This is a genomic window from Shinella sp. WSD5-1 (genome assembly GCF_963942435.1).
GTDB classification, from domain to species: domain Bacteria; phylum Pseudomonadota; class Alphaproteobacteria; order Rhizobiales; family Rhizobiaceae; genus Shinella; species Shinella yambaruensis.
Genome location: NZ_OZ012602.1, coordinates 84,894 through 107,830, shown reverse-complemented (window position 1 = coordinate 107,830; position 22,937 = coordinate 84,894). Strand labels below are relative to the sequence as shown.

19 protein-coding genes and 5 pseudogenes are annotated in these 22,937 nt (G+C 58.9%); 11 read left to right on the top strand and 13 right to left on the bottom strand.

What is annotated here, in order from left to right; all coding sequences use genetic code 11:
* Positions 1–6: 6 nt before the first annotated feature.
* Together rpoZ and AABQ55_RS33705 are read left to right on the top strand one after the other, a co-directional pair.
* On the top strand, positions 7–330 hold the full coding sequence (gene rpoZ / locus AABQ55_RS33710) for a DNA-directed RNA polymerase subunit omega (protein ID WP_272791941.1): 324 nt from the start codon (positions 7–9) through the stop codon (positions 328–330).
* 32 nt (positions 331–362) lie between these two features.
* A complete protein-coding gene (locus AABQ55_RS33705; RefSeq protein ID WP_272791942.1) occupies positions 363–728 on the top strand; it encodes an SPW repeat protein in 366 nt (121 codons plus the stop codon).
* A 177-nt stretch (positions 729–905) separates the two neighbouring features.
* On the opposite strand, the gene AABQ55_RS33700 is transcribed toward AABQ55_RS33705, so the two are convergent.
* From AABQ55_RS33700 to AABQ55_RS33675, 6 genes and pseudogenes are all read right to left on the bottom strand, one after another.
* A complete protein-coding gene (locus tag AABQ55_RS33700) occupies positions 906–1,571 on the bottom strand; it encodes a TetR/AcrR family transcriptional regulator (protein ID WP_272809222.1) in 666 nt (221 codons plus the stop codon).
* Between the two features lie 33 nt (positions 1,572–1,604).
* A complete protein-coding gene (locus AABQ55_RS33695) occupies positions 1,605–2,207 on the bottom strand; it encodes a YecA/YgfB family protein (RefSeq protein ID WP_272809221.1) in 603 nt (200 codons plus the stop codon).
* Positions 2,204–3,775, bottom strand: coding sequence for an IS66 family transposase (gene tnpC, locus AABQ55_RS33690; RefSeq protein ID WP_272809239.1), 1,572 nt, complete (start codon positions 3,773–3,775; stop codon positions 2,204–2,206). The genes AABQ55_RS33695 and tnpC overlap by 4 nt, the downstream gene beginning before the upstream one ends.
* Positions 3,776–3,825: 50 nt before the next feature.
* Entirely contained in the window at positions 3,826–4,179 is a 354-nt protein-coding gene (gene tnpB / locus AABQ55_RS33685) for an IS66 family insertion sequence element accessory protein TnpB (protein WP_272809220.1), read from the bottom strand.
* Positions 4,176–4,646 carry an IS66-like element accessory protein TnpA gene (gene tnpA / locus AABQ55_RS33680; protein WP_272809219.1) on the bottom strand — a complete coding sequence of 157 codons (471 nt, stop codon included), beginning with the start codon at positions 4,644–4,646 and terminating at the stop codon, positions 4,176–4,178. Before tnpA ends, tnpB begins: the two co-directional genes overlap by 4 nt.
* Positions 4,647–4,765: 119 nt before the next feature.
* Positions 4,766–5,529: pseudogene (locus tag AABQ55_RS33675) on the bottom strand (IS5 family transposase).
* A gap of 150 nt (positions 5,530–5,679) precedes the next feature.
* Here AABQ55_RS33675 and AABQ55_RS33670 point away from each other — a divergent pair.
* The 4 genes and pseudogenes from AABQ55_RS33670 (at position 5,680) to traR (ending at position 10,431) form a co-directional block, all read left to right on the top strand.
* Positions 5,680–7,431 (top strand): CocE/NonD family hydrolase, encoded by a 1,752-nt coding sequence (locus AABQ55_RS33670; RefSeq protein ID WP_272809218.1) that lies wholly within the window; start codon positions 5,680–5,682, stop codon positions 7,429–7,431.
* 118 nt (positions 7,432–7,549) lie between these two features.
* A pseudogene (locus AABQ55_RS33665) lies at positions 7,550–8,319 on the top strand (cyclase family protein).
* A 24-nt stretch (positions 8,320–8,343) separates the two neighbouring features.
* Positions 8,344–9,276: a 3-keto-5-aminohexanoate cleavage protein gene (locus tag AABQ55_RS33660; protein WP_272791945.1), complete on the top strand. Its 933-nt coding sequence runs from the start codon at positions 8,344–8,346 to the stop codon at positions 9,274–9,276.
* Positions 9,277–9,726: 450 nt separating this feature from the next.
* Entirely contained in the window at positions 9,727–10,431 is a 705-nt protein-coding gene (gene traR / locus AABQ55_RS33655; RefSeq protein WP_272791946.1) for an autoinducer-binding transcriptional regulator TraR, read from the top strand.
* Positions 10,432–10,434: 3 nt separating this feature from the next.
* On the opposite strand, the gene AABQ55_RS33650 is transcribed toward traR, so the two are convergent.
* From AABQ55_RS33650 to AABQ55_RS33630, 5 genes and pseudogenes are all read right to left on the bottom strand, one after another.
* Positions 10,435–10,743: a transcriptional repressor TraM gene (locus tag AABQ55_RS33650; RefSeq protein WP_272791947.1), complete on the bottom strand. Its 309-nt coding sequence runs from the start codon at positions 10,741–10,743 to the stop codon at positions 10,435–10,437.
* A 315-nt stretch (positions 10,744–11,058) separates the two neighbouring features.
* On the bottom strand, positions 11,059–11,694 hold the full coding sequence (locus AABQ55_RS33645) for a TraH family protein (RefSeq protein ID WP_272809217.1): 636 nt from the start codon (positions 11,692–11,694) through the stop codon (positions 11,059–11,061).
* 13 nt (positions 11,695–11,707) lie between these two features.
* Positions 11,708–12,846, bottom strand: a pseudogene (locus tag AABQ55_RS33640) (conjugal transfer protein TraB).
* 28 nt (positions 12,847–12,874) lie between these two features.
* A complete protein-coding gene (gene traF / locus AABQ55_RS33635; protein ID WP_272791914.1) occupies positions 12,875–13,366 on the bottom strand; it encodes a conjugative transfer signal peptidase TraF in 492 nt (163 codons plus the stop codon).
* Positions 13,367–13,401: 35 nt separating this feature from the next.
* Positions 13,402–15,072: pseudogene (locus AABQ55_RS33630) on the bottom strand (BID domain-containing protein); the annotation flags it as partial.
* Positions 15,073–15,104: 32 nt separating this feature from the next.
* Here AABQ55_RS33630 and AABQ55_RS33625 point away from each other — a divergent pair.
* The 3 genes from AABQ55_RS33625 (at position 15,105) to AABQ55_RS33615 (ending at position 18,075) form a co-directional block, all read left to right on the top strand.
* On the top strand, positions 15,105–15,677 hold the full coding sequence (locus tag AABQ55_RS33625) for a recombinase family protein (protein WP_336314413.1): 573 nt from the start codon (positions 15,105–15,107) through the stop codon (positions 15,675–15,677).
* A gap of 477 nt (positions 15,678–16,154) precedes the next feature.
* Entirely contained in the window at positions 16,155–17,192 is a 1,038-nt protein-coding gene (dinB, locus tag AABQ55_RS33620; protein ID WP_272809216.1) for a DNA polymerase IV, read from the top strand.
* A gap of 115 nt (positions 17,193–17,307) precedes the next feature.
* Complete coding sequence (locus tag AABQ55_RS33615) at positions 17,308–18,075, top strand: DUF3800 domain-containing protein (RefSeq protein ID WP_272791951.1); 768 nt, start codon at positions 17,308–17,310, stop codon at positions 18,073–18,075.
* A gap of 394 nt (positions 18,076–18,469) precedes the next feature.
* Here AABQ55_RS33615 and AABQ55_RS33610 read toward each other — a convergent pair.
* Positions 18,470–19,629 (bottom strand): IS3 family transposase gene (locus tag AABQ55_RS33610; protein WP_272809215.1). Its coding sequence is split into 2 segments (ribosomal slippage): positions 18,470–19,371 and positions 19,371–19,629, totalling 1,161 coding nucleotides; the frame shifts between segments, so codons are not numbered across the junction.
* A 143-nt stretch (positions 19,630–19,772) separates the two neighbouring features.
* On the opposite strand from AABQ55_RS33610, the pseudogene AABQ55_RS33605 reads away from it, so the two are divergent.
* Together AABQ55_RS33605 and AABQ55_RS33600 are read left to right on the top strand one after the other, a co-directional pair.
* Positions 19,773–20,513: pseudogene (locus AABQ55_RS33605) on the top strand (cupin domain-containing protein); the annotation flags it as partial.
* A gap of 307 nt (positions 20,514–20,820) precedes the next feature.
* Positions 20,821–21,584 (top strand): IS5 family transposase gene (locus AABQ55_RS33600; protein ID WP_443021299.1). Its coding sequence is split into 2 segments (ribosomal slippage): positions 20,821–21,162 and positions 21,165–21,584, totalling 762 coding nucleotides; the frame shifts between segments, so codons are not numbered across the junction.
* A gap of 45 nt (positions 21,585–21,629) precedes the next feature.
* Here the strand turns inward: AABQ55_RS33600 and AABQ55_RS33595 are convergent.
* A complete protein-coding gene (locus AABQ55_RS33595) occupies positions 21,630–22,688 on the bottom strand; it encodes a hypothetical protein (RefSeq protein WP_272809213.1) in 1,059 nt (352 codons plus the stop codon).
* Positions 22,689–22,937: the final 249 nt, after the last annotated feature.

Here is a 22,937-nt window from a genome sequence, read left to right as displayed (position 1 = left end):
TGAGCCATGGATCCGTATGTCATCTTTGATTGTGAGAAGGCTCTTCCGAACCGGTTCGTGCTGGTGCTTGCTGCGGCAGCGCGAACTCGTGCGCTTAACCGTGGCGCCGAACCGAGACTTGCTTTGCCACACCGGAATGCGAGCGATCTCGCATTGCAGGAGATCGCAGAAGGAGCGTTCAAGGAGAACGAACTGGCGCCGTTCCTGCTCCCCCAAAGGGCCGAAGCGCGTCTCCTGCCGGCCCCGTCCACGACGTCCGAGCTTTGCGTCGACGGCTGTTCGAAGGCTGCCGCCGCATCCGCCGCCTTGCCGACCGAGGCGGTCCATTGATGATGCAACCAACCGATGAGGAGAAATGAACGATGCTGAAGTCCCTGAATTCGAATTACCGGACGGCTTTCGATATCGTCAATATCGTTGCCGGTTTTGGCCTTCTGATCTCGCCCTGGCTGCTCGGCTTCACCGCAGAGACCTATGCCGCCTGGAACGCATGGGTGGTCGGCGCGGCCGTCGCTCTTGTCGCCGCCGCTGCACTCTACGCTTTCCATGAGGTGGAGGAATGGCTCAACCTCGTACTTGGCATTTGGGCGCTGGTTGCCCCCCGGGCACTCGGCTTCTCAGCCGTGACTGCCGCCAGGGGTGCACATCTGATAGCCGGCATTGTCGTCGTGATCGTGGCCGCCGGCAGCATCTGGTTCAGCGACAACCGTCCGTGGTCGACGGCGTGAGGCAACTGAACGGGTCCGGCCGCCGGGCCCGTTCAGTTAACATCATATAAACCTAAAGTGGAGAATTGGACGAGTTCTACACGGAGGAACAAATTCCTTCACGCTTGAAGTATTGGTTATAAAGACACTTAAGCACGGATGCTAAGCGGTTATTTCAGTAAGTTCAGGGAAAAATATTCACATTGCTAGTAGCTTTTCTACGCCGCCGACGATAAAGGATTTCATGCTTAAAAACGCTGCGGCAGGGTCTGAACTATACTGACCTTTTGACAAAGTCTCTACGCGTCCGCTGGACGAGAACACGCCGAGCATCACTGATACCAGATAGACCAAAGCCCGGATCGCCATCTCCCGATTCGCCGCTGGGTAAAGGTCAAGCAGCGCGTCGATGAAAATGTGTGCGGTCTCATCGTATTGATGCGAGATGAGGTCTGCGAAACGTCGGGATTGTGAGATCTGAGCAATCAGGTGCGAATAATGCCTCCAGCCTTCGTCCTCGCTGGCGATCAGGTCGAGCAACGGCGATGTGTAGCATTCGACCAAGGCAACAAGGTCGAAAGTGTCTGAATTCCGGCCGTGCGCAAGCCTTTTGCGACGCAGCTCGGACAGGGATTGGCTCCGCCGGCATATTACCGTTTCGAACAGATGTTCCTTGTTGGGAAAGTGATAGGTCACCACGCTCAGCTTGACTGCGGCCGCCTCGGCGATGTTGCGGACCGACACGGCATCGAAGCCACTTTCGGCGAATAGAGCTTCCGCCGCATCAACAATGGCCGTCCGCTTCTGCTGCGCACCGCGTTGAGGTCTAACTTCTGTTGACAGTATCCGTTGCGAGCGCCCCACAGGTATGGGCGTGACGCCGATCCTGAACCTGGACTAAGCGTCGTTGGCGGGAGCGCTTGGGTTGAAGCGCATCGGCTTGCAGTGCGCGTAAATGCTCTCGACCGCGAATGGGAGCGTACGCCAGGCGTCTTTAAGGATGGCCTTAGTCGGCTTGGGAAACGCCGTCGAGATTATTTCGATCAGATCGGGCTTTGTGCATTGAATGAGGATGCCCATGATTGGTTCGCCGGTCTGCTTTTGAGCGAACAGCGGTGCCCAATCTTCTAGGTTCAGGCTAATGGCGCCGAAGAACCCGTCGGCCCAGTCGCCCGCAAGCACTTCGCCCTCGTCAGTCCGCATTAACATCGGCGCATAGCGGCCGGGCGCCGTCAGTTGGTGGGCTATGAGGTTGTAATGATCGACGATCGTATCGATCACCGCCTGGATCTTGTTTCCGATGAGCGCTTTTTTCTCGTGATCGCCGATGACATGGAACATCCAATCATTGGGCAGCAGGAAGACCGGGCCAGCCGCCAAACCGGTCAGGAAGCCATTCATCATCGAGACGCCGCCACAAGGCGGCACCGGCTCAGCCTTGTTGAACCAGGCTTCCAGCTGCTCGAGGGTCAGAAGTTTCGCACGCCTGGGTCGTTTCACGCTGCTACCGCCATATTCACTTCGGCATGTTCTTGTTTCCAATGCCAAGGCAGGCAACGCTCCAAGGAGGTCGACTTTATCTCGCCCGACACGATGCGTTCAAGCACGTCGTTGAGCCACGTATAGGGATCGAGGCCGTTCAACTTTGCTGTGGTCAGCAAAGAACCCAAAATGGCCCACGTCTCGGCGCCGCCGTCACTGCCGGCGAACAGACTGTTGACGCGCCCAAGCGCAATACTTCTCATATTACGCTCGACGGTATTGGAATCGACCTCAAGCCTGCCGTCATCCAGGAATAGGGTTAGGCCAGACCAGAGCCCCAGAGTGTACTTGATGGCGGATGCGACCGGGTCTTTGGCGGATATATTCTTGAGCGTATCCATCAGCAACGTTTTGAGATCAGCCATCAGGCCTTTGATTTGCGCCTGACGGACCGACAGGCGATGCTCGGCGCTCGTGCCGCGGATTCTGGCTTCAATCGCATAGATCTCGGCCAGGCGCTCGATCACCGTTTTGGCCAGCTCGGATTTGTACTTCTTGTAGACATCCACAAACTTGCGACGCGCGTGAGCCAGACAATAGGCGAGTTCAATCGTTCCGGCTTTACGACCGGGCCGGGTCAAACTCTTATAAGCTTTATACGCATCGACTTGCAGGAGCCCGTTGTAGCTGGCCAGTTGCGACTGGATTTCCGCCTTGCCTCGACCTTGGGCAAAGACATAGGCAACCGCAGGATACGCGGGACCGTTCCATGGTCGATCGTCTACCGCATGCGCCCAGAATTGACAGACCTTGGCTCGTTTCCGGCCTTTTTTCAGGACAGGCATGCGGGTCTCGTCCACAAACACACGGTTATGGCTGTGAATGTAAGCCAAGAGCTTGTCGTAGAGCGTTTTCAGCCACCAGGCTGACCGTTTCACCCAACCGCAAAGCGTCGATGTGTCCAAACGGACGCCCTGTCCTTTCAGCATCTGGACCTGGCGGTTGAGTGGCAGGTACCAGGCATATCGCCATACGACCACATTGCTGATCATCGCCGTCGTCGCCAAGCCGCCCTCGAACAAACGCGGTTTCGCTTTGGCTTGAACAATGCCGGTTTCACAAGTCCGGCAGGCATACTTCGGTCGTACGGTGCGCAGAACATAAAGCGTGGCCGGCCGTGACGCGAGGGCCTCGCTTTCTTCTTCACCAATGCGATGGAGCCGCCCCTGGCAGCAGGCACATTCCAAGGATGATGGCTCAATCACCTCAACGACGCGTTCAAGATGTTCAGGGAGGGCACCGAGGTTACGGCGAGGTTGAGATTTGGAGCTTGCTTGGCGCGGCGCCTGAGCCGGCTTTGGCTCATCGTTGGCCGCACCCACCGCAACGTCAAGCTCCGCGTCCCCCAGATCGAGACGGATCTGCCCTTCAAGAACCGTAATGGACTTTTCGGACTTCTGCCCAAAAGGCTGCGCGTTGGCCGCCTTCAACATGCCCTTCAGACGCTCGATTTCAGCGTCTCTTTCCAGGACCATGCAGACCAGAATGTCCGGGTCCCGAGGCAAGTGTTGGCCACGGTTGAGCATCACCAAGCACTACCGCACAACAGCTAAAATGTCCATGGATTACAATAAGATCACGCTACTTTTGTAGGGCGCTTCACGGGCTTCTGCTCGACCTTTGTCCAGTCTAGACCATCTAATAAAAGCGCCATCTCGCTTGCGCTGAGATGAACAGCCCCATCACGAACGGCAGGCCAGGTAAAGTGACGATCTTCCAAAACCTTGGTCAACAACACCATGCCACTGCCATCCCAAGCCACCATCTTTAAACGATCGTTGCGCTTGCTGCGGAAGATATACACGTCGCCCGAATAAGGGTTCGCGCCAAGCGCGGTCGACACCAGCGCCGCCAGACCGTTTATGCCTTTCCTAAAATCGACCGGCTTGGAAGCAATCAGGATCCGTAAATCCGATCGAAGCGTGATCAAGCCGAACCCCGTATCGCGCTGAACACCGTCCGTAACGTACGCTCATCAACGCCGCCGTCGATAATGACACAAGCACCGTTCATCTCAACGCGAACGGTCAGCGTCTTCCCGAGAGATGGTTCAGGCTGTTCGTCGCCAACCTTCACGATCGGTACGAAACGCATCTCCTCCGCATCCGATAAGCTCTCGCGGGCGCAGCGCCGCCAGTAGTGCAACAGGCCTTGGCTGACGCCGTATTGACGCGCGACCGCAGAGATATTGGCGCCGGGCACAAAACTCGCCGCAGTGATCCTTGCCTTGTCCTCCGGGCTCCATCGACGGCGCCGATCTCCGCCAATGATAACCTCGACACGACGCGGACCCGATCGAGCCCGCTCCGCAGCGCCTTGCGCATAGTCCTGATGACTGTCATCAGCACTATGCGATACAGCCTTCTCCTCGCCGTCGAATGGCCCCAGATCCATCATTCCCACCTCTCAATCTCGAAGGATGGGATTATGCGCGAACTGAAATTCAATAAAATGTGGGGCGCTCGCAATGCTTACTGTTGACATGTACGAGCTCCCTGTCTTACTAGGCGGTCGACTCATAAACTCTGACACCAAATCCTCGCTGCGACGAATTTGACGGCGGCGAGGTAGTTTTCCGGGCGCTTGTCGTAGCGAGTGGCTATGCCTCGGAAGTGTTTGATCCTGTTGAAGAACCGCTCCACGAGATTTCGTTGCCTGTAGACCCAGCCTGAGAATGAGAAGCTTCCCTTGCGGTTTGCCTTCGGCGGGATATTGGCCCAAGCCCCTCGCTCGGCCGCCTTGGCCCGGATGGCGTTGCTGTCATAGCCCTTGTCAGCAAGTAGGATGTCGCCTTCGCTTAGTTCGTCCGTGAGCGCGTCGGCCTCGGTGCAATCGGCGATCTGGCCACCGGTCAGGCGTAGGTTGACGGGTCGGCCTTCCGCATCGACGAGCGCATGGATTTTGCTCGTGAGCCCGCCGCGGGAACGTCCCATGCCACCATCGTCTCCATCCCCCTTTTTCCCGTGGCCGCGTGCTGGTGAACGCGAACACAGGTGGAGTCGATCATGACGATGTCGCCGTCATAAGCCTCTGAAACCGCTTCAAGAAGTCGATCCCAGACGCCCGCCTTCCGCCATCGGACAAAGCGGTTGTAGCAGGTTGTGGGCGGGCCGTAACGCTCGGGAATTTCCGCCCAGGGAGAGCCGGTCCGGAACCGCCAGAGGATGCCGTTCAGGACCCGTCGATCATCGACACGAGGAACGCCCCGTGGCTTGTTGGGCAACAGCGGCGACAGGATCGACCATTCATGGTCGGTGAGTTCATAGCGGCGGCGCGTCATCAGGGCTCCCTCATTCGGAAGCCTTGAATCACGGCCAGCGTCAGCCGACAATCGAATTTATGGGTTTACCGCCTAATAACAAACTGGACGTACGTACAGTTAGTATATTCTGTCTCTTAGGGTCTTAGCGTTGTTGGGGAGGACATCGCAATGAAATTGATTTCTGATACAGTTGCGCCACGCTGCGAGCGTCGCAACGGGCTGGTCGTCGAATGGGATGTCCCAATTGCCATGCGGGATGGATCTGTACTCTACTGCGACGTATACCGCCCCGAAACGGAGGGCCGTTACCCGGTTTTGATGTCCCATGGTCCCTATGCCAAGGGTCTTTCCTTTGCCGAGGGCTATCCCGCGCAATGGGCCATGTTGACCCGTCATCATCCCGAAATCACGCGCGGAACCACCACCGAATTTGCGAACTGGGAGACGGCGGATCCGGAAAGGTGGGTGCCGTTCGGATATGTCTGCGTGCGGGTGGATTCCCGCGGGTCGGGCATGTCGCCGGGCTATGTCGATCCCTTTTCAGCGCAAGAAACGCAGGACTATTACGATTGCATCGAATGGGCGGCGGAACAGTCATGGAGCACCGGCAAGATCGGCTTGGCGGGGGTCTCCTACTACGCGATGAACCAGTGGCAGGTCGCGGGCCTGAAGCCACCGCATCTGGCTGCGATCTGCCCGTTTGAGGGGGCATCCGACTATTATCGTGATGCGGTGCGCCACGGTGGCATCATGTCCACCTTCTTTGTCCGCTGGTATCCGATGCAGGTCACCAACGCACAGTTCGGGCTGGGTAGCAGGGGCCGGAAGAACCCGGTAACGGGGCGCTCCATCGCGGGCAATGTCGACCTTTCGGATGACGAGCGCGCGTCCAATCGCACTGACATCCGAGCGGACTATCTGGCACATCAATTGATTACCGATCAGTTCTTCCAGGATCGCATCGCCAAGCTGGAGGAGATCGAAGTGCCTGTGCTGTCTTGCGGCAACTGGGGAGGGCAGGGTCTGCACCTGCGCGGCAATGTTGAGGGATTTGTCCGCGCCGGGTCCGATAGGAAATGGCTGGAACTACATGGGCTGGAACACTGGACCGAGTTCTATACCGACTATGGTGTCAGGCTGCAGAAGCAATTTTTCGATCATTTTTTGAAAGGCGCGGACAATGGATGGGATCGCCGTCCGCCGGTACTGCTTCAGGTACGCCACCTCGATAGGTTCGTCGAGCGCGAGGAGCATGAATGGCCGCTGGCCAGGACTGAATGGACGAAGTTCTATCTAAACTCCCGCGACATGTCCCTGTCGACCACCCCCCCGGCCGCGACCCAGGAGGTGCCGTTCCGAGCGAATGACGAGGTTCTGACCTTCCGCAGCGTTCCGTTGGAACGCGAAACCGAAATCACCGGCCCAATGATGGCACATTTGGTGGCTGCTTCAACCACGACCGACGCCGATCTCTTCCTGACACTCCGGGTGTTCGATCCTTCGGGAAAAGAGGTTCTGTTCGTCGGCGCCGTGGACCCGAACGCACCCGTTTCGCTGGGCTGGCTCAGGGCGTCACATCGCAAACTGGATCCTCACCGCTGCGAACCTTACCGGCCGGTACATGCTCATGACGAGCTCCAGCCCCTGGAGCCCGGAGAATTCTATGACCTGGATGTCGAAATCTGGCCCTCTTCCGTCGTGGTGCCCAAGGGCTATGTGATCGCGCTCAGCATCGGCGGGAGAGACTACGATAACGGCCTGCCGGAACCGATGCCCCAGATCTACGGTGTCTCGCAACGCGGCTGTTCGGTCTACCTGCATGATGACGATAGGGACCGGCCGGACGGGACCTTTAACGGAACCACCACGATACGCACGGGGGATGCCTATGTGATGTTGCCGGTGATTCCAGCGAAATAGCCGGAGCCGGCGATGTCGCAACAGGACCAATGGGCCCTCCGGGAAGGTGGTCGCGCAGCCTACTCCTTCTCTCGGCTCGAAGTCCGGCCGCCGACATACAGCCATCTGGGGAGGAACCATGCGACGTATCATCGACCTTTCAATTCCGATCGACGCGACCACGCCGGCTGATCCGCCGTTTCAGGTGCCGGTGATCGACTATGTCGACCATGACCGCGGCGCCCAGATGCTATGCGCCCAGTTCCCCGGTCTGGCGAGGGATCAGTTGCCGGAGGGAAAGGGCTGGGCTGTAGAGACTGTGACGCTCAGCACCCACAACGGTACGCATCTGGACGCACCTTGGCACTACCATCCGACGATGAACCATGGCGACCGGGCGTGGACCATCGATGAAGTGCCGCTGGACTGGTGCTACCAGCCGGGCGTGAAACTGGACTTCCGGCATTTCCCGGATGGCTATATCGTGACCCCCAAGGACATCGATACCGAGCTAGCGCGGATCGGCTGCACATTGGCGCCTTGCAGATCGTTCTGGTGAACACCGCCGCCGGGGCAGCCTTCGGCAGGCCAGACTATATCGACCGGGGCTGCGGCATCGGGCGCGATGCGACCCTGTATCTGTTGAAAATGGGGGTCTGCCTGACCGGGACCGATGGGTGGAGCTGGGATGCCCCGTTTTCCGCGACGGCGAAGCGATACGCCGATATCGGCGATGCCTCGATCATCTGGGAAGGCCACAAGGCTGGCCGCGAACGGGCCTACTGCCATCTCGAAAAACTCACCAATCTCGATGCGCTCCCCGCCATCGGATTTGACGTCATCTGCTTTCCGGTCAAGGTCGCACGCGGCTCTGCCGGCTGGACCCGGGCGGTAGCGATCCTTCCTTGACCCTTGCAAATTCAGGAGACCGTCATGGCCCGATCCAAGACCATCATCACCTGCGCCATCACAGGGGCGATTCACACGCCGACCATGTCGGACGCCTTGCCCTATACGCCTGATGACATTGCGACACAGGCCATTGAAGCCGCCGAGGCCGGCGCCGCGATCCTGCATCTTCACGCGCGTAGGCGCGAGGATGGCGGTGTGACCATCGACCCCGCACGGTTCCGCGCCTTTCTGCCACAGATCCGGCAGTCGACCCAAGCGGTCGTCAACATTTCCACCGGTGGCAGCCTTCAGCATACGATTGAGGAACGGATTCTACCCGCGCTGACCTTCTCACCCGAGATGTGTTCGATGAACATGGGTTCTATGAATTTCTCCTTCCATCCGCTGGCGAAACGGTACCAGAGTTGGAAATTCGGATGGGAGAAGGACTATGTTACCGGCTCCGACGGTTTCATCTTTCGCAATACCTTCGCGGATATCGGCAGTGCCGCGCGCCCGCTGGCACCGCATGATGTTCGTTTCGAACACGAGTGCTACGATGTCGGCCATCTCTACAATCTGAAGTTCTGCATAGAGCAGGGCCTGTTCAAGGCGCCGGTCTTCATCCAGTTCGTTCTTGGAATCCTCGGCGGGATCGGTGCCGATCTCGAGAATCTGCTCTTCATGAAGAAGACAGCGGACAAGCTTTTCGGCGATAGCTATCGGTGGTCGGTGCTCGCCGCCGGCGCGGCACAGATACCTCTTGCCACAGCGGCGGCGCAATTGGGAGGCCATGTTCGTGTGGGCCTTGAGGACTCCCTCTTCATCAGTCGAGGTAAACTCGCCGAAAGTAATGCGCAGCAGGTGCGCAAGGTGCGTCAATGTCTTGAAGATCTGGATTATGAAATCGCAACGCCTCAGGAAGCGCGCGAAATCCTAGGACTGAAAGGCGCAGAACATACCAGATTAGCATGATGCCAATTACCTGGGCATCAAAGGTAGATGATCCCAAAAAAAGTCCATTGGCAATGCAGTTCAAGTCGTCTGGAGCGGAGGAGGCAAAAGCGCATCGTTTATGGAATCGCGGATTGTTGAGGGCTTTGTCCACCGAGCGTGGAAGGGAGCCGCGGCCTCCGCCCGACAATCGGCGGTATTGGAATGGCATACTGCATATTCTTCGCGTCAACTGACCGGTAACTAGGGTGGCGACGCCCTCAGAGACAGAGAACGCTTAACCGTGAGCGACTAGTAGCTGGGACGGCTAAAGATGTCAGTGGCGGCGCGCGGGTCACAATGAATCAAGCAATCCCATATCCAGCGAGTTCCATAAGATAGATTATGCAACTTTAGATTGCCGTTTAGATTCATCTACTCGTAATGGGATCGTATGATCTGTTCCACCTGACGATCTACAAGGAATTTCGAATGCGACACTGGCTGGACAAGCTGACCGACCTCGCCGCCATTCCTGGCGACGAAAGCGTTTTGAAGGACGCGCTGGCAACCTTTACCGAACACATCGGTTTTGCAGGCTATGCCTATCTGAACATCCAGCCAGGGCGTTCGCTCGCAATCTCGAACTATCGTCGTGAGTTTCAGTCCGACTATTTCGCGCGAGGCTACCTTGCGATCGACCCCGTCATTCGACGTGCCAAGTCCCTGAAACAAGCTTTCACCTGGAGCGCTAAGCAGGACACCCCGCGGCTAACGAAAGCGGAACGCTCGTTTTTTGCGCATGCAGCCGATTTCGGGATTCGCTCCGGCATCACGGTGCCCATCAAGGCCGCACACGGTTCCATGGCGATGTTCACGCTTGCCTCGGAAAAGCCGGCAGTCGACCTGGACCGCGAGATCGACCCAGTCGAGGCTGCATCCGCGGTCGCGCAGCTTCATGCCCGAATCAATCTCGCTGATCCGACCCCGAGCGTCGAAGAGCCGATTGGTCTCGATCCCAAAGGCGCCGCCTATCTGAGCTGGATCGCTGTCGGCAAAACGATGGAGGAAGCGGCGGACCTCGAGGGCGTCAAGTACAATAGCGTGCGCGTCAAGATCGCCGAAACAAAGAAACGTTTCGACGTGCACACGCTGACCCACCTGACCGCCGTCGCCATTCGCCGAAAGCTGATCTGAGCCTCAGTTCACCGACACTTTTGGGATATAGCCGAGGATGGTGACCAGCGTGTTCACCACATACATCTGCGCGTGCATCTCCGTGCAGGCCTGGATGTAAGTGAGGTGCTGCGCGCCGCCCGCCTCCTTACCGGATTTGTAGGTGTCGGGCAGAGCCTGGAACAGCCGATCTGCATTGCCGACCAGACGCCGATGGGTCCGGATAGCATCCACCGTCAAACTCTCCAGGTCAGCCTTGGGCAGACCTTGCGTCAGCCCGTACACGGGACGCATTTCGAGTTTATCTTCCGATGTCGGCGCGTCCGATGTCATTCGATCCGGTCTCCGGCTTGTCCGCGGTGCGCCCCCGCAAACGTTAATCCCTGATCCCAAGCCGGGGGTTGGAAACTGTACCTGGACAGTCCTGCGACCTTTAGTACCGGAGCACCTGGACATACGTCACAGGCCCCCGGCCAATCGGTCAGAGGATTCTGGTGCTGCAACGGCCAGCACCAACCGCCAGATAGAGGTTTCCACACCTCGGGGCAGCGCGTACTGCCCTATCCGCCCTTATAGAGGGCGGACGCTGAATTCGCCAGTGCAAACATGCACATGATCAAGTAGGTCGTTCGAGGAATGTCGCGAGCGTCAGGGTCTGTCCGCACCAATTCCAGAAAGATCAACACGGATACCGGCCTTGTTCGGATCGTCGCTCCGGACTCCGTCCGTGACAGGATCGCTCACGTCCACCGCAGCAGGATCTGCTGACTGCTCGATAGCGTCGCTTGCAGGCTCCTCCTGACCAGGTTGAGGTATCTCCAACGCACCAGGATCCGGTGCCCGAAACACCGCCGTTCCCTCGAAATACCCCGTCTGCCAGGCGATGATCGCATCGTCGAGAACCACGGGAAGAGCCTCACTCCCGGTGGGATTGCCGTACCATTTGGTAACGATACGATAGACCTTGACGAAGAGCGCTGTGCCCATGCGGATATTTTCGCAAGGATCGATCAGATCGGCCCTCAGTTCACCGGCCTCCATGATGCCGAGACCGGCCGGGTACTGCGTGATGCCGACTCGAACGACATTGCGGCCGAGATTCTGACGGATCAGCTCCATTGCCTCGTCCGGCGTTCCCGGCTTCGGCACCAGAACAACGCGGTTTCCGGACCTTACTGTAACGGCGAGCGGATCCTGCGACCCCGCCCGCTCAATGAACTGTTCGACAATCGCGGGCTTTAAGCCCGGATCGGCGCATTGTTTGATGAGGGCGGCATCGACCATCTGATTGTCTCCGTTATGTGTTGAAGGCCATGACGACGGGCAGGTCGAAGAGCTTCGCCCAGGCGGCAACGCTCGCCTTCTGAATAGCAACGATCGACGTGCCTTCGGTCCACCAGCCGTTACCCGTGGCGACGATGACGTCAGGGGAATGCAACATCGACTGCAGCACCGGCCAGAGGATGAGTTGTTCGTAGCAGATGAGCGGCGCGATCCTCGTTGTCCCAACCACCACAACCGGGTTCGCGAACAGGTGCGCTCTTGCGCCGCCGCCCTGCCCTGTCCAATGCAACCATGGCTGCCACATGGAAACCGGAACCGGCATGCGCTCCTTGTAGAGGATGCCAGCGGCGCCGGAACCAACCGCCACCATGACGTTATCGTAGCCATGCGCATCGATGACGGCAGCGCCGGCGACGACCGTGACGTCGAGCCCGTTCAGTCCCTCCCGCCAAAGGCGAGCGACCGTCGGCGTCCAGAAACCGAGCGCGCTTTCGGGAAGGACGACGACGCGGCTTCCCTCACCTGCCGCCTTGCGCACCGTGGCGATGAGGTCACGGTGATGCTCGAGCGACCCATCGCGACCGAGCATGTGACCGTACTCAAGATCGACGCCCCTCCATCCTTCCGGGGGCGTCGGCCCTGTCCAAGTGGCAGTGGACCAAAGCCATAAGCCAGCGAGGCCAAGGACAGCTGCCGGCCGATATCTCATCACCATGACGAGCAGGCCGGCTGCAGTTGCGAGCAATCCCCACCATCCCCATCCGGGAAACAACACGCCGGCTGCGGTCAGCGGATTCGCCCATCCGGTATGCCGAAGGGCGGCAGCCCCGTCAGCACCGCCGCCGCCAGATAACGCACTGCCCTCGCCCTTCCCGGATGCCTTGTCCAGAGCGCCGCATGCACGGCGACGAAGGAGAGTGAGGCCGCTAGCCAAAGCAGAAGGCCGGGCCAGAGATCGGCGGCATAGAAGTTGGCGACGCCCAGCGGCAAACCACGCGAAGCGACCAGAAAATAGCCGGCCGACACGAGGGCCGCGACCACGCGCGACCGCGACATCGCCCAGAGCGCCGGGAAGAACATCGCGGTCGGAAGAGCGAGCACATTGCCGCTCCAGCCGAGTGAGCCGCAGACGACGGAGGCGACGATGAGCAACGCAGATCGCCAAAGGCCAGAAATGTGATCACGGATCGAAGGTGAGGATCGGCCGGGCGACGCCGAGGAGGCCGCGGTCCGGAACCGGCCCAAAATATCGGGAATCATAGGAGCTCGCAAAAGAGGAATGGAGATAGAGATGTCCTGATGGCACGATGCCACCTGGATATGGCGTGATCGTCCTGCCCTCTCCGTCCGTCTTCCGGACGGCGGATGCGGCAAGGGAACCGCCGTCGATCGCGACGTGATCCGTAATTTCGACATGCTGTCCGGGAAGCGCGGCGACCGTCTTGATCAGCGGCGCAAACCCACCGGCGCACAAGCCCCGCCGGAGATATCCTCGCAGTCGCGCTTCCTCGAACGGCGCAGTCGGGGGCGAGCAGATGAAGACGAGATCTCCTGCCTCGACCGGACGATTGAGTTTCTCGATGCGCCAGAGCCCGAGCGGCTCGCTCGGCGTCAGGTTCAGCCGATAGCCACCGACGACCGCAGCCGTGATGAGGCCCGCGATAGCAACCATTGACGTGCTCAACAGCATGATCGCACGGCGCCGCTTCATTGCTTCACAACCGGAGTCCGGCGTTGCGCGAGACGCAATTCCTCGACCTGCCGCAGGGTCTCGGTCGTACGCTCATGGGCGGCGAGCTGCTGGGCCGTGCGCATGACCGGCCAGGCTTCCTTGAGACGTTCCTTCTCTTGGTGGGAGAGGCCTTCGGAGAGTTTGTCGAAGAGTTTGCCCGATGGCTCACGCGCAGCGTTGGTGAGCAAGGTGCGCTCGCCGAAGCGTTCGGTGACGGCCTTGTTGAACCCGTCGATCTCCAGCTTCGTCTCGCGGTTGCTCAGCGCATATGCAAGGGCGGCGGGAAGATCGTTGCGGTCGATCGCATCGCGCACGCGCTCGAGCACCGCGCGTGCATCAGGCGACAGGGCCGGGATGTCGATCGAGACGCGCTGGCGCAGCGCCTGTTCGTCAGCCGCCATGCGCTGTGTGGCGCTTTCGCGCATGTGGAGATAGCGTTCGAGGTCGCGCTTCAGGGCGGGCACATTGACCTCGGCGACGCGTCGCGCCTCGCGCTCCGTCTTGCTGGCAAGAATGTCGGTCTTGCCCCTGAGCGGACCGATCGACGCCGGCTCGGCCTCAAGCTTCTGAAGCACCTGTCGCGCCGCGTCTCTATCCGCCAGCACGGCGTCGAAATTCATTGCCCGGAAGGCGGTTTCGGGATCGGCGAAGACGTAAGCGAACCGGATCGAAACCTCCTCCCATTGCTTCTTCAAGGCCGGATCAGCGTCGAGCCTCTCGCTGACCGTTTCTGCGACGGGATTCTCGAACCGGGTGATGCCGGCGACCATGGGTTTCAACTCCTTGACTGATTGGGTTGCCGGCGATTGCCGCAAGCCAAGCCGTTCGCCGAGAGCGCGAAGGCGGTTGGTGAGATCGGCCAGCTTGCTTTTCTGCCGCAGTGTCCAGTCGAGCCGGTCGCGCAGCAATGTTCGCGCCACGTGAACGATGTGCAGGCCTCGGTTTTCGGCAAAGCGAAGCGCCTCGCGGTAAAGCGTGCCGCGCTCGTAATCGAGGGTTGCTTCCTTGGCATTCTTCCGGGAGAGAACCTTGCTCAGCCCGCCGTTCATCTCGAACGAGCGGCGCCCGAAATAGACCTGCAGATCCTCCCGATGGCGCGTCATCGCGACATAGGTAAGGTGGCGATCCAGAGAGAGTGAAGCCAGCACCTTCACCCTGTCGACGGTCGCGCCTTGGGCTTTGTGGATCGTGGTGGCGTAGCCGTGATCGAGGTTGCTGTAGATGTGGCTCTCGACCATCACTTGCCGACGCTGATCGCCCTCACCCACGGCGACGGTGATGCGGTTCGCCGCCGCCTCTACCACATGACCGATCATGCCATTCTTGACTGCGAGCGAGCCGTCGTTCTTCAGGAAGACGATCTGGTCGCCGGCGTCGAAACGGCGGGTGCCGTCGGCGGTTTTGAAGGTGTGGCCCTCTCCGACGATCCCGCGTTCGACCAACTTTTCGCGTGCCATGACATTGAGCATGCGCACATCGCGTCGAAGATGGGCGACGATCAGCGTCGTCTTCGTCTGATCATAGTCGTGGTTCCAGTCGGCGATCAGCCTCTCGACGGCTTCAGACTTCAGGCGCGCGCCGAGCACCCTGCCTGCACCCTGGTATGCCACAATCGCCCGTTCGACATTGCCGCGTGCAAGATCGAGTTACACATTCGGAACCACCCTAATGTTACAGAATTGCCATCGCCCGCATCGGATACGCTCGCGTCAGCACCTCAGATCAGGATCTCGGTATTCAGAACGAGCGTCTGAAGGTCGCAGGTTGCGAAATCATCCGATCAGAAACCGGATCGGGAGCGTCCCGGAAGGGGCGATCCGAGCTGGAAACCATTATGCAGTTTCTGCATGCGGGCGACGAGCTGGTGGTTCTGCGACTTGATCGGCTCGGCCGTTCCACACGCGACGTTCTCAATCTCGTTCATGAGCTTGATGAAAAGGGCGCGTCGCTCCGCATTCTTGAGCCCGAAGTTACGACAGCCGGAAGCATGGGTCGAATGGTCATCACCACACTCGGCATGGTCGCCGACTTGGAACTCAAGTTCATCAAAGACAGGCAACGGGCGGGCATCGACGCGGCAAAAGCTGACGGCAGCTATAAGGGCAGGAAGAAGAATGTCGATGACGCGGAAATCCGCAGGCGGATCGCTGCTGGCGCAACGAAAGCCGCCGTTGCTCGTGACCTGAACATTTCCAGGATGACTGTCTACCGCGCCTTGGAAGGTCAAGGTTCGCAGCCCACTTCAGCGTGATTGCACGTTCGCCATCTGTTCTTTGAGTTGGCCAAAATCGCAGCTTCGGGCCGACTGGGCCAATCCGCATATGCGGCGGCTACTCGGGGCTTGATGGGTGGAATCGTCGATTCAATAAGTGGATTCAGGCCGATGACTGAAGAGGACTTTTTTGGATGCCGAGACGGCAGGTGATAGTCGATGGTCTCCCGACCCTCCGCCAGGTGCGGGATCCGATTATCGAACTCGATTGCCGGCTGTGCCGGCGTCGCGGCAACCATGAGCGGAAACGGCTGGTAAAGGTCTTTGGCGCCGGCGTCACCTTCGCGGAACTCCGCCGACGGATGACGGTGGGCTGCGAGAGAATGCATACGGCTGAAGGCGACCGATGCGGCGCCTATTTCCCGTGTCTGGTGGAGACGGTATCCTTGCCGGACGAAGGCTGAGCCATGGACCAGAACGAACGCACATCGGCCGCGCAAGGTCATCCATGTGGACATGGATGCTTTCTACGCGTCGGTCGAGCAGCGCGACAATCCGGAACTCCGGGGAAAGCCGGCCGCCGTCGGCGGCTCGGTCGCTCGCGGCGTCGTGGCTGCGGCCAGTTACGAGGCACGCAAGTTCGGCGTCCACTCGGCCATGCCGTCGGTCACCGCCAAGCGCAAATGCCCCGACCTGATCTTCGTCCGGCCGCGTTTCGACGTCTACCGTGCCGTCTCCATGCAGATCCGCGAGATCTTCGCGGAATACACGCCGATGATCGAACCGCTGTCGCTCGACGAAGCCTATCTCGACGTAACGGAAAATCTCAAGGGCATGGAGATCGCGACCGAGATCGCCACGGAAATCCGGGCGAAGATCAAGGCCGCCACCGGTCTGAATGCCTCGGCGGGCATCAGCTACAATAAATTCCTGGCCAAGATGGCGAGCGACCTCAACAAGCCGAACGGCCAGGCGGTGATCACGCCGAAGAATGGTCCCGCCTTTGTGCAGGGTCTGCCGGTGAAGAAGTTTCATGGGGTGGGTCCGGCCACGGCAATGCACCGTCTCGGAATCGAAACCGGCGCCGATCTATTCGGCAAGGACCTCGATTTCCTGATCGAGCACTTCGGCAAGTCTGGACCTTATTTCTATGGCATTGCCAGGGGCATCGACAATCGCGAGGTCAAGCCGGATCGGATCCGCAAATCCGTCGGTGCCGAGGACACCTTTGCCGAAGATGTTCATGCCTACGATCCGGCACGCGAGGGTATCCAGCCATTGATCGAGAAGGTCTGGGGTTATTGCGAGACGAATGGTATCAGCGCCAAGACGGTCACCTTGAAGGTCAAGTATTCGGATTTCCAGCAGATCACCCGCAGCAAGACGGTGCCGGCACCGCTGTCTTCGATCTCGGACCTGGAGGAGATTGTCCGTTTCGTTCTTCAGCCGATCTTTCCGGCGAGAAGAGGCATCCGGCTGCTCGGGGTCACCCTGTCTTCGCTGGAGCAGATAACTGACACGGTCGCCTCTCAGCTGGCCTTGCCACTCGCGTAGTCATCGATTTAGTCATCGCAACCACATGTACTCGTTTGATGCCCAAATCGGTTTCAGGCTTTTGCTTTTCGTCTCGTCTATGTGCTCCACGTTGCGACTCTGCTAAATCGAAGCGATGAGCTACTCTGATTTTATCATCTACGTCGATGAGAGCGGCGACCACAGCCTGACCTCCATCGACGTCAACTATCCTATTTTTGTCCTGTCATTCTGCATCTTCGAGAAATCTCGGTATTCCGCTCTTGCCAGTCGGGATCTTCATGATTTCAAGTTCAGATGGTTCGGCCACGACAGCTACGTACTGCATGAAAGCGACATCGTGAAACGGCGATTTCCGTTCAGCTTCTTGCAATATGACGATATTCGAAATGCTTTTATGGAAGATCTTTCGAGCGTCCTCGAGGCGGCTCCAATGACGGTGATTTCCGCTGTTATTAGGAAGGATGCGTTGAGGCGGCGATACGCGAATCCCGAGAACCCATACCAGCTTGCGCTCCTCTTCTGCCTAGAGAAGGCGAACGAGTTTCTACGCTCACGAAACGATGAAGGCGAGTGCCACATTGTCTGCGAGTCTCGCAGTCCGCGCGAGAAACCCGGACGCGGAAAGGAAGATTTGGAACTTGAACTTGAGTTTCGGAGGATTACCACCGGTCAGCACTATTTACAGGCGGCCGGAGCATCCATGCCTGATTTCGAGATCAACTTCGTCTCTAAACAAGCGAACAGCGCTGGCCTTCAATTGGCAGATTTGATCGCACGCCCAATAGGCCTGCGAATTTTGCGCCCGCAACAGCCGAACCGGGCATTCGACATCATCCAGCCGAAGATCTGGAGAGGCCCTCAGGATCAAAGCTCGTGGTATGGCCTGAAAGTCTTTCCTTGAAAGCGAAAGGCCCCGGTAAACCGAGGCCACGACGCCGACCGGGAACGAACCCCAATCCATTTGATCTCTATATATAGGGTTCCTAACCGCACCGCAAGGGATCAAGCTTGGTCACCTTGAAAGGGATGCGAGCCGCCAGCTCCGCCACTACATGATCTTGCAGTTCAGCGGATACGAACCGACGACCCAGTTATTTACTTCGTCACGGAAATCGATTTGTCATCGCTGCACAGTTTGATGGTTGTGATGATGGTTGTGAGGAAACCAGGTTTTCAGATCAGCTTATTCGATTAGATACTTTTGCTCCATCCACTGCGCAACCGATTGCTATCTCACCGCGCAGCTCGACCGATCAGAGGTGGCTCGGTTTGTCTGAACAGCTTCGGGCGTTTCGCTAAGTGGATTTCCGCCTCGAGTATGCCGCCACCATCATTGGTGTCAGCGCGTTGAAGTAGGCCTGATCCGGCGTCCGCCGGTCAAGGGATGAATGTGGGCGTCTGGTGTTGTAGAAGTTCAGATATCGGCCGATGCCAGCGCGTGCCTCGGACACAGTCTTGTAGGCATGGAGGTAGACTTCCTCGTATTTGATCGAACGCCAGAGCCGTTCGACGAACACGTTGTCCCGCCACGCACCCTTGCCGTCCATTGAGACGGCGACCTCAGCCTTCTTCAGCACGGCGGTGAAGTCGATGGAGGTGAACTGCGATCCCTGGTCGGTATTGAAGATTTCCGGCCTGCCATGACGGGCAAGTGCCTCCTCCACCGCCTCGATGCAGAAGGCTGCTTCCATCGTGATCGACAACCGCCATGACAAGACCTTCCGGCTGAACCAGTCCACGACGGCGCACAGATAGACAAATCCCCGCGCCATGGGGATGTAGGTCAGGTCCATTGCCCAGACCTGATTGGGCCGGGTGACTGCCAGCTTTCGTAGGAGGTAGGGATAAATTTTGTGCCCTGGCGCTGGTTTCGAGGTGTTCGGGCGGCGGTAGATCGCCTCGATGCCCATCTTCTTCATCAGCGTGGCGACGTGTCGCCGCCCGGTCTCCAGACCTTCTCCTCTCAAAATCCCTTGCAACATCCGACTTCCGGCAAACGGGTAATCGAGATGCAGCTCGTCGATCCGCCGCATCAAGGCCAGATCGCCGTCGGACACTGGACGAGGCAGATAATAGACGCTTCCACGGCTGAAGCCGAGAAGCTTCGCCTGACGCACCACGGATAGCTTGTGCTCGCGGTCGATCATTTCTTTCCGCCCAGCAATCCCGCCTTGCCGAGCGCACCGGATAAAAAATCATTCTCCAGTGTCAGTTCGCCAATTTTGGCGTGCAGCGTTTTGACATCGACGGTCGGACCCGTTGGCTCCGCCTTCGTTTCATCGCCGAACACACCCGTCGCCCCCTCAAGGAGCTGGTCTTTCCACTGTTTGATCTGATTGGCATGCACATCGAACTGCTGGGACAATTCCATCAGCGTCTGCTCACCCCGGATGGCGGCGAGCGCCACCTTTGCCTTGAAAGCCGGGCTGTGGTTCCGGCGCGGTCGTCTCGTCATGGTATCTCCTGTTCCCGGCATCTAAGCCGAAATCAGGCAGAAATTCCACTTATCCCCCCTGTGCAGATTTCCCGAGCCAGCTCTATCACCTCGTATCGTGCAATACGATGGACTTGCCTGAACCGTAGAATTCCCGAGGTCCCATGTCCGAACTCGATTGGCTGAGCCAGCTGCTGCAAATCATCACGGTTACCGGCCAGCTCGAGGTACGCTGCGCCTACGGCGCTCCGTGGCGTATTACCTGGAACCGGGCTGCGGCGAACGAAATCCCCTACCACGTCGTTGTCAGGGGCCGGGCGATCTTTGAGGATCCGGAAGCAAGAACGCGGCGGGAATTAACGAGCGGCGATATCGTGCTGCTGCCACACGGTGCGGCGCATGTGCTGCACGACGGCAGCGGGCAGACACCCGTTCCCACACAGCAGCGGCGGGGTGCTGCCGGGTGGATGCTCAGCGAGAACGACAGCGACGGCGAACAACTCGACCTGTTGTGTGGGCGATTTTTCATTTCGCCTCCTCACGATCGATTGGTCCTCAACTACCTGCCCCTGGATCTGGTAGCGCGGGCCATGGATGCACCCGGAGAAGACGGTGTCGCGTCCGCAACTGGTCAACTCTCCAGTCTAGTTGGGTTGATGCGCATGGAAGCAGCCGGCGATCGGCCGGGAGGACGCGCCGTTCTCAACGCACTGTCTTCGGCTCTTTTTACGCTGGTGTTGCGCGCAGCAAGCGAGTCGGAAACCGCTCCTGAGGGTTTGCTGGCGTTGGCCGGTCACCCGCGTTTGGCGCCGGCAATCAGCGCTATGCTCGCTGATCCGGCCAGGCCTTGGAAACTGCCTGATCTGGCGGACCGGTGTGGCATGTCCCGCGCAACGTTCAACCGCCAGCCTTGGTCCTGGCGAGCCGAGCTTTCTTGAGCGAGCCTTCAGCCTGTTCGGCGACAACATCTGTGACAGCGACGACAAGATCGGCTTGAGCTGGAATGCTCCTGTCCATCGAGGCCGCCTGACTCAGAGCTCGCTCCTCGGGGGGCGCATCAACGTCGATCTCGCCGAACGCCTCAGGCAGATGTTTGACCGCGATATACAGGTGGAAAGCGAGTTCACGCGATGGTCCTAGGCGGTAAACCCATAAATTCGATTGTCGGCTGACGCTGGCCGTGATTCAAGGCTTCCGAATGAGGGAGCCCTGATGACGCGCCGCCGCTATGAACTCACCGACCATGAATGGTCGATCCTGTCGCCGCTGTTGCCCAACAAGCCACGGGGCGTTCCTCGTGTCGATGATCGACGGGTCCTGAACGGCATCCTCTGGCGGTTCCGGACCGGCTCTCCCTGGGCGGAAATTCCCGAGCGTTACGGCCCGCCCACAACCTGCTACAACCGCTTTGTCCGATGGCGGAAGGCGGGCGTCTGGGATCGACTTCTTGAAGCGGTTTCAGAGGCTTATGACGGCGACATCGTCATGATCGACTCCACCTGTGTTCGCGTTCACCAGCACGCGGCCACGGGAAAAAGGGGGATGGAGACGATGGTGGCATGGGACGTTCCCGCGGCGGGCTCACGAGCAAAATCCATGCGCTCGTCGATGCGGAAGGCCGACCCGTCAACCTACGCCTGACCGGTGGCCAGATCGCCGATTGCACCGAGGCCGACGCGCTCACGGACGAACTAAGCGAAGGCGACATCCTACTTGCTGACAAGGGCTATGACAGCAACGCCATCCGGGCCAAGGCGGCCGAGCGAGGGGCTTGGGCCAATATCCCGCCGAAGGCAAACCGCAAGGGAAGCTTCTCATTCTCAGGCTGGGTCTACAGGCAACGAAATCTCGTGGAGCGGTTCTTCAACAGGATCAAACACTTCCGAGGCATAGCCACTCGCTACGACAAGCGCCCGGAAAACTACCTCGCCGCCGTCAAATTCGTCGCAGCGAGGATTTGGTGTCAGAGTTTATGAGTCGACCGCCTAGGCCGATCCTTCGCCCTCAGCCGGCCTACGGCTTTACCAACCGTCAGCTGATTTCGGTGCGGGAGGCCAGAGGACCTTGAAATCGCCCTTGCCAGAAGGCCAGGCGAGACCGAAGCCGTTCTCCAGCGCCAAGGCGCTGTCGTCGGCTTTGGTCACTTCAGTTTCCACCACGATCAGTTGCTTCCCTTCCCACCGTTGTTGTTGACGATAGTCGAGTAGCTGTCCCATCGCTGTGCGGATAGCAAACCGAACAGTTGATGTCTCGGTAGGCTTGACCTCGACCATCACGTCCAGGCTCTTCCCATCTGTAAATCGCATGTCGTCGCAAAAGGTAGGAAGAAATTGAACACCAGGGATTGTCCATTGCAGATAGTCTTTAAGTAGCCTTTCGAGTTTGTTGTGCCGGGGGCTGATCTGCACCTCATGACGTTTCACATACCTGGTGTAACCGTCAGCCGCTGCTTGACCCGCCCGATGCTTCACCCTACTGCGCGCGGGTGGCCGATCAAAAGCGGGCAATTCCCCCCCAAGGATCGCGCGGATATTTTCTACAAAGCTCCTTGCCGCCGGGTCAGACGTGTCATCCGCATACCACCAGCTCGCTTGCCCGCTCCAGCCTTTCCCACGTTCAAGGTAAAGGCCTTCATCACGCTTTTTCACGGGAATGAGATGCGCGCCCTCGGCCCGCGCTCGTACCCGGAAGCTCAGGACTTCATCATCCTCATGCTGGCCGGAAGGGTATACGCCATCAAACCTCTGGCGTTTACGATAGACTCGCGCATTCTTGTACCATCCGATTACGCAGCGCGGATCCCTTCCATCGACAGGGGCAGTCCAGACGACATCGACACCATCGATGAACTCGGCTGGGGGCGACGCCCCCAATCTCTCGATTTTTACATCGCGATCGACGTCGTTCTTGATTGTTTCGAAGTGGCCGTAGACATAGCCATCGTCGGCTTCAACGAAGTTTAATTCCTCCCCGGCTCTTCCCTCGGAGACTACGTAGCCACCCCCACCTTTCGGAGGGTCCTTGGCATCGCGGCCTGCATAATTCTTCATCCAGGCGATATTGCAAAATAGGAGCGGCATGAGTTCTTCCGGGTCCGAGAACCTGTTGTGTCAATTCATCTCTTCATCTGCGCTAGTACGTTGCAGACCGTGTCTGCGGTTCGCCGTGGCCGGCTCCATGGAACAGGAGCTCGCCGGATCCTCGAAAGCACACAGAAGGCGACGACGGACAGACAATCCTTCTCCGAGGAGCCGATCCCGGACTTCTTAGTTGGGGCAAGCGACGACTTCAAGCATAAGTGGCCGGGCAAATTCCACCCCTAGTCCCGA